The 12,789-nt window shown below is 68.0% G+C and carries 13 protein-coding genes and 3 tRNA genes; 9 read left to right on the top strand and 7 right to left on the bottom strand.

Going from position 1 to position 12,789, the window contains the following annotated elements; all coding sequences use genetic code 11:
* Positions 1 to 63 precede the first annotated feature (63 nt).
* The 3 genes from I6I07_RS16780 (at position 64) to I6I07_RS16770 (ending at position 1,488) form a co-directional block, all read left to right on the top strand.
* Positions 64 to 264: a hypothetical protein gene (locus tag I6I07_RS16780; protein WP_198482932.1), complete on the top strand. Its 201-nt coding sequence runs from the start codon at positions 64 to 66 to the stop codon at positions 262 to 264.
* Positions 265 to 550: 286 nt separating this feature from the next.
* Positions 551 to 1,153, top strand: a complete 603-nt coding sequence (locus I6I07_RS16775) for a helix-turn-helix domain-containing protein (RefSeq protein WP_198482931.1) — start codon at positions 551 to 553, stop codon at positions 1,151 to 1,153.
* 107 nt (positions 1,154 to 1,260) lie between these two features.
* Positions 1,261 to 1,488 (top strand): hypothetical protein, encoded by a 228-nt coding sequence (locus I6I07_RS16770; RefSeq protein WP_006390337.1) that lies wholly within the window; start codon positions 1,261 to 1,263, stop codon positions 1,486 to 1,488.
* A gap of 6 nt (positions 1,489 to 1,494) precedes the next feature.
* Here the strand turns inward: I6I07_RS16770 and I6I07_RS16765 are convergent, their stop codons facing one another.
* The gene (locus I6I07_RS16765; RefSeq protein WP_198482930.1) at positions 1,495 to 2,397 is read right to left on the bottom strand and encodes a LysR family transcriptional regulator; all 903 of its coding nucleotides are present in this window, start codon (positions 2,395 to 2,397) and stop codon (positions 1,495 to 1,497) included.
* Positions 2,398 to 2,521: 124 nt separating this feature from the next.
* Between I6I07_RS16765 and I6I07_RS16760 the strand changes: the two genes are divergently transcribed.
* On the top strand, positions 2,522 to 3,118 hold the full coding sequence (locus tag I6I07_RS16760) for a short chain dehydrogenase (RefSeq protein WP_198482929.1): 597 nt from the start codon (positions 2,522 to 2,524) through the stop codon (positions 3,116 to 3,118).
* A gap of 37 nt (positions 3,119 to 3,155) precedes the next feature.
* On the opposite strand, the gene I6I07_RS16755 is transcribed toward I6I07_RS16760, so the two are convergent.
* Positions 3,156 to 3,449, bottom strand: coding sequence for a GNAT family N-acetyltransferase (locus I6I07_RS16755; protein WP_198482928.1), 294 nt, complete (start codon positions 3,447 to 3,449; stop codon positions 3,156 to 3,158).
* Positions 3,450 to 3,502: 53 nt separating this feature from the next.
* Between I6I07_RS16755 and I6I07_RS16750 the strand changes: the two genes are divergently transcribed.
* Positions 3,503 to 3,712 carry a hypothetical protein gene (locus I6I07_RS16750; protein ID WP_198482927.1) on the top strand — a complete coding sequence of 70 codons (210 nt, stop codon included), beginning with the start codon at positions 3,503 to 3,505 and terminating at the stop codon, positions 3,710 to 3,712.
* 183 nt (positions 3,713 to 3,895) lie between these two features.
* Here the strand turns inward: I6I07_RS16750 and I6I07_RS16745 are convergent.
* A tRNA-Arg gene (locus I6I07_RS16745) sits at positions 3,896 to 3,972 on the bottom strand.
* 138 nt (positions 3,973 to 4,110) lie between these two features.
* On the opposite strand from I6I07_RS16745, the gene I6I07_RS16740 reads away from it, so the two are divergent.
* Positions 4,111 to 4,362: a DUF3079 domain-containing protein gene (locus I6I07_RS16740; RefSeq protein ID WP_198482926.1), complete on the top strand. Its 252-nt coding sequence runs from the start codon at positions 4,111 to 4,113 to the stop codon at positions 4,360 to 4,362.
* A gap of 143 nt (positions 4,363 to 4,505) precedes the next feature.
* On the opposite strand, the gene I6I07_RS16735 is transcribed toward I6I07_RS16740, so the two are convergent.
* Together I6I07_RS16735 and I6I07_RS16730 are read right to left on the bottom strand one after the other, a co-directional pair.
* Positions 4,506 to 4,582, bottom strand: a tRNA-Arg gene (locus tag I6I07_RS16735).
* 173 nt (positions 4,583 to 4,755) lie between these two features.
* A tRNA-Arg gene (locus I6I07_RS16730) sits at positions 4,756 to 4,832 on the bottom strand.
* 197 nt (positions 4,833 to 5,029) lie between these two features.
* Here I6I07_RS16730 and I6I07_RS16725 point away from each other — a divergent pair.
* Positions 5,030 to 5,716: an ATP-binding cassette domain-containing protein gene (locus tag I6I07_RS16725; RefSeq protein WP_232625615.1), complete on the top strand. Its 687-nt coding sequence runs from the start codon at positions 5,030 to 5,032 to the stop codon at positions 5,714 to 5,716.
* Between the two features lie 13 nt (positions 5,717 to 5,729).
* Here I6I07_RS16725 and I6I07_RS16720 read toward each other — a convergent pair whose 3' ends face one another.
* The gene (locus I6I07_RS16720; protein WP_006390344.1) at positions 5,730 to 6,350 is read right to left on the bottom strand and encodes a TetR/AcrR family transcriptional regulator; all 621 of its coding nucleotides are present in this window, start codon (positions 6,348 to 6,350) and stop codon (positions 5,730 to 5,732) included.
* A 200-nt stretch (positions 6,351 to 6,550) separates the two neighbouring features.
* Between I6I07_RS16720 and acpA the strand changes: the two genes are divergently transcribed.
* Together acpA and mnmH are read left to right on the top strand one after the other, a co-directional pair.
* Positions 6,551 to 8,287: an acid phosphatase gene (gene acpA / locus I6I07_RS16715; RefSeq protein ID WP_198482925.1), complete on the top strand. Its 1,737-nt coding sequence runs from the start codon at positions 6,551 to 6,553 to the stop codon at positions 8,285 to 8,287.
* 195 nt (positions 8,288 to 8,482) lie between these two features.
* Positions 8,483 to 9,526, top strand: coding sequence for a tRNA 2-selenouridine(34) synthase MnmH (mnmH, locus tag I6I07_RS16710; protein ID WP_198482924.1), 1,044 nt, complete (start codon positions 8,483 to 8,485; stop codon positions 9,524 to 9,526).
* 10 nt (positions 9,527 to 9,536) lie between these two features.
* Here the strand turns inward: mnmH and I6I07_RS16705 are convergent, their stop codons facing one another.
* Positions 9,537 to 12,761, bottom strand: a complete 3,225-nt coding sequence (locus tag I6I07_RS16705; RefSeq protein ID WP_198482923.1) for a hybrid sensor histidine kinase/response regulator — start codon at positions 12,759 to 12,761, stop codon at positions 9,537 to 9,539.
* Between the last annotated feature and the right edge of the window lie 28 nt (positions 12,762 to 12,789).

Here is a 12,789-nt window from a genome sequence, read left to right as displayed (position 1 = left end):
GAGGGCTTCGCAGGCTCGGAAGGGGACGGCGCGGACGACTTCGGCAACACGGGCGAAGACGGCTTGGCGGACTCGGCGGATGTGGACGAAGGCGGCGCGATCGGCGGCGCCGCGGCGGAGGTCGCCGATGGCGCGGAAGGCCGCGGCGCGGGCTCGGGCGACAACAACGTCACGAAGAAATCGTCCTGGCGGATCGGCGCCGGTCTCGGCGGCGCTTCGCGCTCGCTCGCGGCCCGCCACAACAGGCTGGCGGCCAACACATGAAAGGCGCACGACAGGCCCGCGGCCCACCCTGCCAGCGCGCGGCCGCGCGGCGCGGTCGGCGCGGTCCGCAAGGCGCCCGCTCCAACAGAAAACATCACGGCAACCCTGGCCTCGAATCCGCCATTTTGCGGGCTCGCCAGCGCGCCAAAGCCGGCTGCCGCGTGAAGATTTGTGAAGATGTTTTGAGTGAATCAGGACTACCATGGACAAACGTCCGCGATGCAGGGGAAACCCCAAATTCCATCGCGCACGCAGAGGGATACAGTGGTAGCGAACCATTGCAGCCATGGAGATCATCATTCCGTTTTCCTGGAGACTTCCCGACGTGTTCGTGCGCTCGCCCGACGGTGTCCTCCACCGCGTGGTGCGGCACGCCACGACCACGGAAACCATCGCCAAACTCGAGAGCATTCCCAGCAACTACCACCTGGATTGCGAATGCATGCTCGACAATGGTGAAGCCCTGGCCTGGATCGGCGGCAATCTGTACCGCCAGGCCAACGGCGGGATCATCTTCACCGCCGAGCCCGGCGCCGCGCCCCCCAATGCCGAGGCACGCAAGAACGCCAAGGCCCGCAACACGGTGCGCGATGCCTGCCGTCCCGCTGCCGCGCAAGAATCGCACGCGGCGCGAAAAAACGTCGTACCATCAGCTGTGGCAAGACTAAAAACCGGCAACGATTGGAGCCTGATACGCGCCTGGCGCGAGCACCTGAACATCAGCACCGCTGACATGGCTGCCCGCCTGGGAGTGGATCACTCCATCTACATCGAATTGGAAAGGCCGCGTCCGCGACCGCGCCAGATCATCCTGGACCGCATCTCGGCAGCGCTGGGAGTCACGCCCGACCAGCTCGATGATTCATCGTTAGGAGGGCATTTCCATTGATGCGGGCCGCCTGAGCCTGAACGATGGAGATGTTCGAGCAACTTTGGCGCCGCGTAAGAATGGCCGCGCATGGGGAGGTACCTGAAATGCTCGGAACCGCAAGACGATTGACCGATGTACTGGCCACGGCCCCCGACGGCACGTTGTATCGCATCGAACGCTTCGTGTCGGACCCCGACGCCTACTCCGCACTCGGCACATCCCGCTTCGACCCAAAGGCGCACTGCGTCTGCCGCACCAGCTCGGGCGAAAAGGTCGCCTGGCTCGGCGGCCAGGTCTACCAGCTGCTCAAGACCGGCCTGTGCCTGACGGCGGTGGACCGACGACGCGGCTGAAGCCGCTCAGCGCCGCCCGCCCTTCCCCGTGAACCGCGCCACGACGAACTCCACGAACGTCGTGAGCTTGGGCAACGCCTGCCTGTCCTTCGGATACAGCAGCGAGACCGGCCGCGCGTCCGGCCAGTACGGCTGCAGGATCGGCGTCAGCTTGCCGGTGCGCACGTCTTCGGCCAGCAGCAGCTCGGGCTGCAGCACGATGCCGAAGCCGGCCAGCGCCGCCTGCCTGAGCGCCTGGCCGTTGTTCGAAACGAAGCGGCTGGTCGGCGGATAGTCGGCCTGCGCGCCCTCGCCGTCCGCCAGCCGCCAGCCCGTGCGGCGGCTCCAGTACGAAAAGTCCAGGCACTGGTGCCGCGCCAGGTCGGCCGGCGTCTCGGGCGTGCCATGGCGCGCCAGGTAGGCCGGCGCGGCGCAGATGATCATCTGGTAGCGGCCGATGGCGCGCGCCACCAGGCCGGAATCGCGCGGCTCGCCGATGCGCACCGCCAGGTCGTAGCGCGAGGCCACCAGGTCCTCGACCGCATCGCTCAAGGCCAGTTCGACGCTGACGTCCGGATAGCGATCCAGGTAGTCGGCGATCGCCGGCGCCAGCGCGAACGAACCGAACGAGACCGTCGACGTGATGCGCAAGTTGCCGCGCGGCGCCACGCGCAACGCCTCGGCGCCCTGCTCCGCGTCGCGGATGTCGGCCAGGATCTCCTTGCAGCGCGCGTAATACGCCTGGCCCGCCTCGGTCAGGCTCTGGCGCCGCGTGGTGCGGTTCATCAACCGCAGCCCCAGGCGCGCCTCCAGGCCCTTGATGTGCTTGGCCGCCATGGCGGCGGACATCTCATGGCGCGTGGCCGCCGCCGTCAGGCTGCCCAGCTCGACCACTGCCACGAAGACTTCCATGCTGAGCAGACGATCCATGAATTACGCACCCTGGGTATGAAGTGTTCCAACCATTCCCGGATTTTTCCACAGGAATGGAAATCGCAGAATGCTTTCATGCGCTGGCGTCCATGCCGCGCCCCCATCAAATCCAGGAGTCCCCATGAAAATCGCACTTATCGGCGCCAGCGGCACCATCGGCCGCGCCGTCGCCCACGAACTGGGCCAGCGCCACGAGATCATCGCCGTCGGCAAGACCCAGGGCCAATACCAGGTCGACATCACCCGCAGCGACAGCATCCGCGGCCTGTTCGAACGCATCGGCAAGGTCGACGCCATCGTCTCCACCGCCGGCACGCTGCACTTCGGCCCGCTGGCGGAAATGACGGCTGAACAGTTCAAGATCGGCCTGCACGACAAGCTGCTGGGCCAGGTCGATCTGGCGCTGATCGGCCAGCACTACCTGAACCAGGGCGGCTCGATCACGCTGACCAGCGGCATCGTCAGCGACGAGCCGATCCGCTTCGGCGCCAACGCGTCGGCCGTCAACTCGGCGATCGATGGTTTCGTGCGCGGCGCGGCGGTGGAACTGCAAAGCGCGCGCATCAACTCGGTCAGCCCGACCGTGCTGCAGGAATCGTGGGAAGGCTACGGCCCCTACTTCTCCGGCTTCGAAGCCGCGCCCGCCCAACGCGTCGCGCTGGCCTACAGCCGCAGCGTCGAGGGCGCGCAGACCGGCCGCGTGTACCGCGTCTGGTAAGGCCCGGCCCGGGCCGGCAATGCTGGCCAGGAACCGCCTACGCCGCCAGGTGGCGGTTGTAGGTGAGGAACGCCGGATCCTGTTCCCAGCCCAGCGATTCATACAAGGCCTGCGCCGGCAGGTTGGTCCGGGCGGTGGTCAGGTCCATGCGGGCATAGCCGCTGGCGCTGGCGCGGGCGCGGGCGCGGGCGCGGGCGCGGGCGCGGGCGCGGGCGCGGGCATGCGCCTCGGCCTGCCGCAGCAAGGCGCGGCCAGCGCCGCTCTTGCGCGCCCCCGGCGCGACGCGCGCGGCGTCGTCCAGGCAGGCAAGTCTGATCTCGATGCGGCTCATGGTGTCCGTGCGAATAAGCGAATGTACACTCAGCGCATTCCCGGGAGAACCGCATGCGCTACACCCTGATGCTCGCGTGCGTGGCCGCCGCCACGCTTACCTCCGCCTGCTCGTCGCGGCAGGCTTACGATTCCGGCCAGGCCTGGCAACGCAATGAATGCGGCAGGATCGCCGACACGCAGGAACGCCAACGCTGCATGGGCTCGGCGTCCTCCACGTCGTACGACAGCTATCAGCGCCAGCGGCAGGACATCCAGAAGTAGGTCGGCGCGCCTGGCGCGCTTCAATGCGGAGAATCATGAATGCGGACGACATCTCCGGCACGCTGAAAACAAAAAAGCCCGGCGCAAGGCCAGGCTTTTTCGCGTTTTTTGCTTTTTTTTCTGTTTTTTTTCAAGCGTTTTTTTCAAGCACCACGCCGACGAATCGACGCGTATCGAATGAGGTGGCGCGCCCGGCAGGATTCGAACCTACGACCCCCTGGTTCGTAGCCAGGTACTCTATCCAGCTGAGCTACGGGCGCGCTAAAGAGGCGTGTTTATAACATGGATTCGTGACGGTCCGCAAATCGGTGGTGGACCTTTGCCACCTGGCGCGGCTTGCGCCAGATCAATCCCCAGGCTCCCGGGCAGCGTTACGCTGGATTCAAGGAGACTGAAGCATGGCCAAGAAATTTCCCTTGCATCCCAAGCACCCGGAACGCATCTGCTGGGGCTGCGACCGCTACTGTTCCACCGACGAGCTGGCCTGTGGCAACGGCTCGGATCGCACCATGCACCCGGCCGAACTGCTGGGCGATGACTGGTACACGGTGGGCAATTGGGGGCTGGAAGATGACGACGTCGCCGCCGATCCCAAGGGTGGAACCGCCGCCCCGGCCAGCGCCGATGCGAGCGCCACTGCCACGCACTGATAAAAGCAAAAAGGCCTTCGATCCAGGATCAAAGGCCTTCTCATCTTCGCTGCGCATTTTCACGCGTTTTTATTAACCGCGTAGCGCTGCGTTCACTTTTTACCGACTTACTCATTCGGTGGGTGATATCCACCCAAATGAGTTGGCGCGCCCGGCAGGATTCGAACCTACGACCCCCTGGTTCGTAGCCAGGTACTCTATCCAGCTGAGCTACGGGCGCTCCGGTAAAGAGGCAAGATTATATCAGAATAATTTCACCACTGCACTGCTCTTGTCTTTTTTCACCCAAGCGCTCGACCTGAGTATTCCATCGCATGCCTTTCGCCAGTTTTCTTGCCATTTTCCTAGCCGGGTTACGGCAACGGTGATGACAAAACAAGCAAAGGAATTCGATGGCGCGCCCGGCAGGATTCGAACCTACGACCCCCTGGTTCGTAGCCAGGTACTCTATCCAGCTGAGCTACGGGCGCGTTAAAAAGCAAGCCTTGAATCATAGCGTTGTTTCGCAAACCGCGCAAGTCGATTGCCATGCATTGCTCAATGCCCGCCTGCCCATCGCGCGCGCCATTGGCAACTACTCTCATTCTCATTGACTGGCGGTCAGTCATTATCTATAGTCCTTTCCATCCCCCCACGTCGCCCGTGCGCCCACTGCTCCCCCGCCACCATGATCGCTCCCTTTGTCTCGATTCCGGCCGCCATCGGCGAACGTGTCGTGCCGTCGCTAGCGGCAGGTCCGCTGCATCCCGGCCCCCTGCCCGCCAACGCGCTCACGGTGGTATTGGGGGCCGCCGCCTCCGGCAAGACGCGCCTGCTGTCCCGCATCGCGCGCGATCTGGCGCAGGAGGAAGCCGCCGCGCGCGTCATCATGGTGGAGCAGCATGCCGCCGAGGTGCCGTCATTGCGCGTCTTCGAGGCCCTGCTGCTGGCGCACAAGCAAGGCGACCGCTGGGCGGTGGGCACGCGCGAAATCCAGGCGGTCCGCGCCTGCCTGCTGCAGGTCGGGCTGGCGCAGGCCGCCGACAGGCTGGTGGAACAACTGGACGCCGAGGCGCGCCAGCGCCTGCTGATCGCGCACGCCCTGATCCGCCAGCCCGACGTGCTGCTCATGGATCAGCCCGAGCGCGCGCTCGCGCCATGCCATCAGGCCGACATCGCGCTGATGCTGCGGCGCATTGCCGCCGAACACGAGCTGCGCGCCGTCGTCGCCATGGCCGATGCCGCCACCGCGCTGCGGGTGGCCGACAGGCTGCTGCTGATGCGCGACGGGCGTCTTGTCGCCACGGGATCGCCGGCGCAGCTGCGGGCCCAGGCCCGGGCCGGCGATATCGACGCGGCGTGGCTGCCGTCCTGACAAACCGCGGCGTCTACACGGCCACGCCGAGCATGCGCAGATAGGCGTCGGCAACGCCGCGCGCGAAGTCGGTGGAGTCCGGCAGCTTCGACAGGATCGCGTCGTCGGTGGCGCAGTGCACGCCGGCATAGATCAGCAGCGACATCATGCGCGGATTGTCCACGCGCCAGGCGCCGGCCTCGGCCCCGGCCTGCAGGATGCCGTGCAGCTGCCTGACCACGTCGTTGCCGGTATGCCCTTCGCGCGCATGGTGATGCTGATGCGTGAAAACGATGTCGTGCACCCGATAGGTGCGCAGATAGGTCGCGACGTTGGCCTGCACCCAGGCGCGCAGCTTGCCGATCCAGTCATCTGGCTCGCAGGCCGCGATCGCGCCTTCCAGTTGCGCGACGAACTCGCGCACGTAGCGCTCGGCCAGCGCCTGCAGCATTTCGTGCTTGGACGGAAAGTAGACATAGAACGTGCCCTTGGCCACGCCCGCCGCCTCCGTGATCTCGCTGATGGTGGTGGCGTCGACCCCTTTTTCCAGGAACAGCGCCTGCGCCGCGCCCATCAATTCGTCCAGCCGCACCTCCGGCGGCTTGGTGCGAGGCGACGCCTGGCGCGCGGATTCGCCTGCGGAATGGTCGGTCATTGCTTTCACTCGGATTTCAGCCATGGCACAAGTCTAAGGGAATTTTGCGGCAGTCTCCCCGGCGTACAGCTTGCCGACAGCCGATGGTCATATTGATACAACGTCACAAACCTAGGCTGGTCGCCGTGAATGCCGGCTGTCATCCGGCAACCCTCGTGGCGTCATGACAGGGCGCCGCCCTCTCCGCAAGGTCTACAACCATGTCTGAAAAAGAAAAGAGCGCGAACGCGCAGGCTGCCGCGACGTCGACGGCCGCCGATCACGCTGATGCCGGCACTCCCGTCCGCGCCACCCGCCGGGGCTTCCTGACCGGTATCGCCGCGCTCGGCGCGAGCGCCGCCGCCATGGGCGCGCTGTCCGGCTGTTCCGGCGACGGCGATGACGACGACAACAACACCCCGGCCGCGCCCGCGCCGGACCTCACGACGCAGCTGCGCAAGAACGTCAAGACGCTGGTCGTGATCTTCGCGGAAAACCGCAGCTTCAACAACCTGTTCTCGAACTTCCCCGGCGTGGAAAAGCCGCTGTCCGCGCTGACCGCCGCCGACTACACGCAGAAGGACCGCGACGGCACGACGCTGTCGGTGCTGCCGCCGGTGTGGGGCGGCATGGTCCCGACCTCGCAACAGGCCAACCACGTCACCTACCAGGTCGCCGAGAACGCGCCCTACATGAACAACCTGCCCAACGCGCCGTTCGACCTGCGCGGCCCGCAAGGCGAGCCGCTGCCGCAAGGCGTGGTCACGCGCGACCTGTGGCACGTGTTCTACCAGAACCAGATGCAGATCAACGGCGGCAAGAACGACCGCTTCGTCGCCTGGGCCGACTCCGGCGCGCTGGTCATGGGCCGCTACAGCGACTCCGCCTACAACCTGCGCCTGTGGAAGCTGGCCCAGGAATTCGTGCTGTGCGACAACTTCTTCCAGGGCGCGTTCGGCGGTTCGTTCCTGAACCACCAATACCTGGTCGCCGGCCGTCCGCCGTTCTACCCGGACCTGGCCAACGCCTCGATCAACGTGCGCGGCCAGATCGCCCAGCTGCAAAGCGCCGATCCGACCGACCCCAACCTGCAACCCAAGCCGGCCTCGCCGGCCAGCGCGCTCACCGGCGCGCCGCAGTTCGGCGCCAGCGCCCTGACGCCGGACGGCTATGGCGTGAACACCATGGGCCCTCCGTACTGGCCCGCGTTCTCGCGCGATGCCGCCAACCCGACCCAGGCCGATCCGACCTCGGTGTACATGCTGCCGCAGACGCACAACAACATCGGCGACCTGATGACCGCCAAGGGCCTGGACTGGGCCTGGTACGCGGGCGGCTGGCAGGCGGCGATCGACTCGACCGCCAGCACCGGCTTCCCGTCGTCGCCCAACTTCCAGGCGCACCACCAGCCCTTCAACTACTTCCAGAGCACCGGTCCCGGCACCGCCGCGCGCACCGCGCACCTGCGTGACGGCGGCCTCGGCGATCTGTCGTCGACCAACAAGTTCCTGGCCGACGCCGAAGCCGGCAAGCTGCCCCCGCTGACGTTCTACAAGCCGCAGGGCAACCTGAACATGCACGCGGGCTACGCCGACGTCGATTCCGGCGACCGCCACATCGCCCACATCGTCGACAGCCTGCGCAAGAGCGCGCAGTGGGACAACATGGTGGTCGTGATCACCGTGGACGAGAACGGCGGCTGGTGGGACCACGTGGCGCCGCCCAAGGGCGACCGCTGGGGCCCCGGCACGCGCATTCCCGCGCTGGTGGTGTCGCCCTTCGCCAAGAAGGGCACCGTCGACCACACCATCTACGACACCGGCTCGATCCTGCGCCTGGCCACCCGCCTGTTCGACCTGCCGACGCTCGACGGCCTGAAGGCGCGCGACGACGCCATGACCGCGCGCGGCCAGAAGCCGATGGGCGACCTGACCAACGCGCTGACCTTCAGCGCCTGATCGACGGCCGCCTCGACGCCTGATCGCCTTTCATTGACGGCGACCGCGTCCTGCGAGCGCCGGCCGGGCAGCGATGCCCGGCCGGCGCTCGGTCTTTCCCACGGTCCCAGAAACGCCCCCCGCGTTCCGCCCCTCGGCGCGGGGCCGGCCCGCCGCCGTGCGAGAATTCGCCATTCCCTCCTGGATGGCGCCGCCTTGAAACACCTGTTGGCCGGTTTGGACCGGCTCGATGACTTCGACGACATCATCGACGTGCGCACGCCGCTCGAGTATGCCGATGACCACCTCCCCGGCGCCCTGAACGCGCCGGTGTTCAGCAATGAAGAACGGGCCCGCGTCGGCACGCTGTATCGCCAATCGCCGTTCGAGGCCACGCGCCTGGGCGCCGCGCTGGCCGCGCGCAACATCGCCAACCATCTGGACAGCACCTTCGCCGATCGCCCGCAAAGCTGGCGTCCCCTGGTGTATTGCTGGCGCGGCGGCAAGCGCTCGGGCTCCATGACGGTGATGTTCAACATGATCGGCTGGCGCGCGCGCCAGCTCGACGGCGGCTACAAGACCTACCGCCGCGCCACCCTCGAGGCCCTGGACGCCCTGCCCACGGGGCTGCGCTTCGTGGTGCTGACCGGCCCCACCGGCAGCGGCAAGACGCGGCTGCTGCACGCCCTGGCGCAGGCCGGCGCGCAGACGCTGGACCTGGAGGCGCTGGCGGCGCATCGCGGCTCGCTGCTGGGCGCCCGGCCGGGTGTGCCGCAGCCGACGCAGAAAGGCTTCGACACGCAGTTGGCGGCGCGGCTGCGCGCGCTGGACGCGGACCGGCCCGTGTTCGTCGAGGCCGAGAGCCGCAAGATCGGCGCGGTGGCGCTGCCCGACACGCTGCTGGCCGCCCTGCACCAGGGCGCCTGCGTGGCCGTCAGCGCCAGCCGCGAAGACCGCGCGCGGTTCTTGCAACAGGACTACGCGCAGCTATTCGATGATCCGGCCGGCTTCAAGTCGCAGTTGCAGCGCCTGGTCGGGCTGCACAGCCGCGACACCGTCGGCGGCTGGCTGCGCCTGGTCGACGAAGGCCGCCGCACCGAACTGGCGCGTGAACTCATCGACCGCCACTACGACCCGGCCTACGCCCGCAGCAGCCAGGCGCACTTCACGCGCCTGCCGCAGGCGCTGCCGGTGGTGTTCCGCCCCAACGACGACGACGTCGTGGCGCAGGCGCGCGCGCTGCTGCACGCGCTGGGCTGAACTCGCGCGCTCACAACGCCGCCAGCATCGCGCGCAACGCATCGGCCAGCGCCGCCACCTGCCCGCGCGCCGGATCGCTCAGCCGTTTGCCGGCGCCCAGCCGCGCTTCCGCGGCCTCGGCCTGCTGGTACAGCGCCATCGCCTGGACCGCGCCGAACCCGCCTCGCATCCGGTGCAGCACCGCTTTCAGGTCGCGCACGTTGGCGGCGGCCAGCGCCCGCTCCAGCCGCGCCAGGTCCTCGTTCATGGTCTGCAGGAAGACCTCGCGATACTTGCCCACGAGCGGCGGCGCCCCGGCGGCGCAGGCGCCGGCGATGGACGCGGCGGCGGACGCGGCCGCCGCTTCCGGGGCCGATGGCGGCGGCCCCGCCTCGGCGCTCCCAGCGCGTTGCGCGCGCAGCTCGCTCCACAACAGGCTCAGCTTGAGCGGCTTGACCAGCCAGCTGCTCATGCCCGCGGCCCTGCAGCGGGCTTCCTCGTCTTTCAGCGCATTGGCCGTGACCCCGATGATCGGCACCGCCACGCCCTGCGCCCGCAACGCGCTGGCCAGCTCGTAGCCGTTCATGCGCGGCATGTTGACGTCGGTCAGCACCGCATCGAACGGCCCGATGTTCCATTGCGCCAGCGCTTCGGCTCCATCCGGCGCGAGCGTCACCTCGCACCCCAGCTGCTGCAGCTGGTCGCGCATCGTCACCTGGTTGATCGGGTTGTCCTCGGCCACCAGGATCCGCAGGTTCAGCGGCGCGTAGTGCGGCGCGGCGGCCTGCCGGGTGGCGACGGCGGCGTCGCCGCTGGCCCAGCGCTCCAGCGCGAAGCCGATGCTGTTCAGGTAGTGCCGGTCGGCGCGATGCAATGCCGTGCCGGCCTCGTCCTGGCCGCCCGCCACCACCACCGGTCCGTCCCACTCGATGGGCGCGGCCGCATCGCCGCCGATCTGCACGTCGAGCAGCACGCGCTCGCCTGCCTCGACCGGCGATAGGGAGGCCGGGGCCACGCTTGCCTGCGCGCCCCAATGCTCCAGCCATTCGCACAGGTTCACGCTCAGCGCCCGGCGCGCGCTGCGCACGTAGACGCGCAGCCCGTGCAGCCGTGGCGACGGCCCCGGCGGCGCCTCGGCCAGGTCCAGCTCGATGGCGATGGAGAAACTGCTGCCCAGCCCCGGCTCGCTGGTCACCTGGATGGCGGTCCCCATCAAGGCCGCCAGCCGCGCGCAGATCGACAGGCCGATACCCGCGCCCCGCACCAGGTGCGAGCCGCCGTCGATCTGGTAGAACGGCTCGAACAGGCACGCCTGGTCTTGCTCGCGGATGCCGACGCCGCTGTCGACCACCTGGAAGTGCAGGCGCGCGCGTCCGCCCTCCAGCGCGTCGGCCCGCAGCCGCGCCACCACGTGGCCGGAATCGGTGAACTTGATGGCGTTGTTGACCAGGTTGTTGAGGATCTGCCGGATCCGGCCGCCGTCGCCCATCACCCAGGCCGGCGTCGCCGTGTCGATGCCGCTGTAGATCACCAGCCCCTTGCGCTCGGCCACGCCGGCGTACGAGGCGATGCAGTTCTCGACCAGTTCGCGCGGGTCGAAGCCCTCGCGCTGCAACGCCAGCTGGCCCGATTCGATCTTGGTGATGTCGAGGATGTCGCTGATGAGCTGCTGCAGGATCACCGAGGAATCCTGGATGCGGTCGACGTGGCGGCGCTGCGCCTCGTTCAGCGGCGTCAGCGACAACACCTCCAGCGTGCCCAGCACGCCGTACAGGGGCGTGCGGATTTCATGGCTCATGGTGGCCAGGAAGGTCGACTTGGCCTCGTTGGCGCGGTCGGCCTGCTGCTTGGCCTGCGCCAGCGTCTGCTCCATCTCGGCGCGCGCGCTGATGTCGGCGAAGGCGCACAGCACCACGTCCTGCTTCTTGTAGCGGGTCGGCGCGAAGGCGACGAACAGCGTGCGCCCGTCATGGGTGCGGAAGGTCTCGAGGGTGCCCGGGCCGGACGCGCCCAGCACCTGGCGCAGCAGCTTGTTGGTCTCGGCCGAATCGCGCAGCTGCTCGCCCACGCCGATGTCCAGCCACTGCGCCGCCAGCGCATTGCCGAACACGATGCGGCCCTCCAGCCGCGACAGCACGCACAGCGCCACGGGCGCCGTGTCGAGCACGGTGCGGTTGAATTCCTCGCTCTCGACCATGTCGAGATGGGCGGTCTCGGCAGGATGGATGACGCGCCGGTTGTACCAGAACAGGTAGCCGCAGCCGGCCGCCAGCCCCAGGCCGAGCATCAGCAGCACCGCGGCCGGCAACCACATGTTGGCGCGAAAGAAGCCGCTGTATGCCAGCTGGTAGTAGCCGGTCCACTGGCCGCTCTTGTCGGCAATGCGCAGCAGCAGGCCGTCGCGGCCGAAATGGAAACCCGGCCCCATCACCGGCGGCGCGCCCTCGCCCAGCAGCACCTCGCCGCCCTGGCGCACCAGCCAGAAGCGGTCGAACAGCGGCATCTGCCGGATTCGCTCGGAGATGCTGACACGACCGCGGCTCAGCAGCGACACCGCGTAGACATTGCGCCGCGTGGCGGGCTCGGCGCCGCGCGCGTTCAGGGGCAGCATCACCGGCAGCATGCCGACCATCGCGTCCGGCAGATGCTTGTCGCGCACCCACAGGACGCTCGGCCCCTCGCTGTCCGAGCGGTCCTCGGGGTCGGAGGCCCCGCCCGCCCGCTGCACCGCGTCCACCACCGCCAGGAAGGTCTGCCGGGTCAGCGGCTCGTAGCCGGACATGGTGGCGATCGCGGGCACGCTCATGCTGAGCTGCTGGCTCGGGGAAATGACGAACAGCGGCGCCGCCGGATACACCGACGCGGCCCAGCGCGTGGCGTAGAAATCCGACAGGTAATCGCCGATGCCGGTGAACACGCCGCCGGCCACAGGGCACGCGTCCGGGCTCTGGCATAGCAGCGAGAACGGCATCGCCGCGATCGCGTGCTGGCCGTCGTAGAAGGCCCACGACGCGCGCTCGAAGCCGGCGGTCTCGCTGACCCGCGTCGACGCCACCAGCCGCCGCCCGTCGGGGTTCAGGCCCTGCGCATACAGGCCCTGCAGCACGGTCTCGTGGGCGTGGATATAGCCCGCCAGCACGGTAAAGTCGGTGCGCAGTTTTTCCTCTTCCTGCTGCAGGATGCGCTGTCCGCCCCAATAAAGCACGCCGCCCAGCACCAGCAGCAGGGACAGGATGGCGAACAGGACGATGTTCAATCGGCGCGATGCGCGTATGACTCTTATC

This window comes from Achromobacter deleyi (genome assembly GCF_016127315.1).
Lineage (GTDB): Bacteria > Pseudomonadota > Gammaproteobacteria > Burkholderiales > Burkholderiaceae_B > Achromobacter > Achromobacter insuavis_A.
The sequence above is the reverse complement of the archived record's forward strand: the minus strand, read 5'-3'. Positions and strand labels throughout refer to the sequence as shown.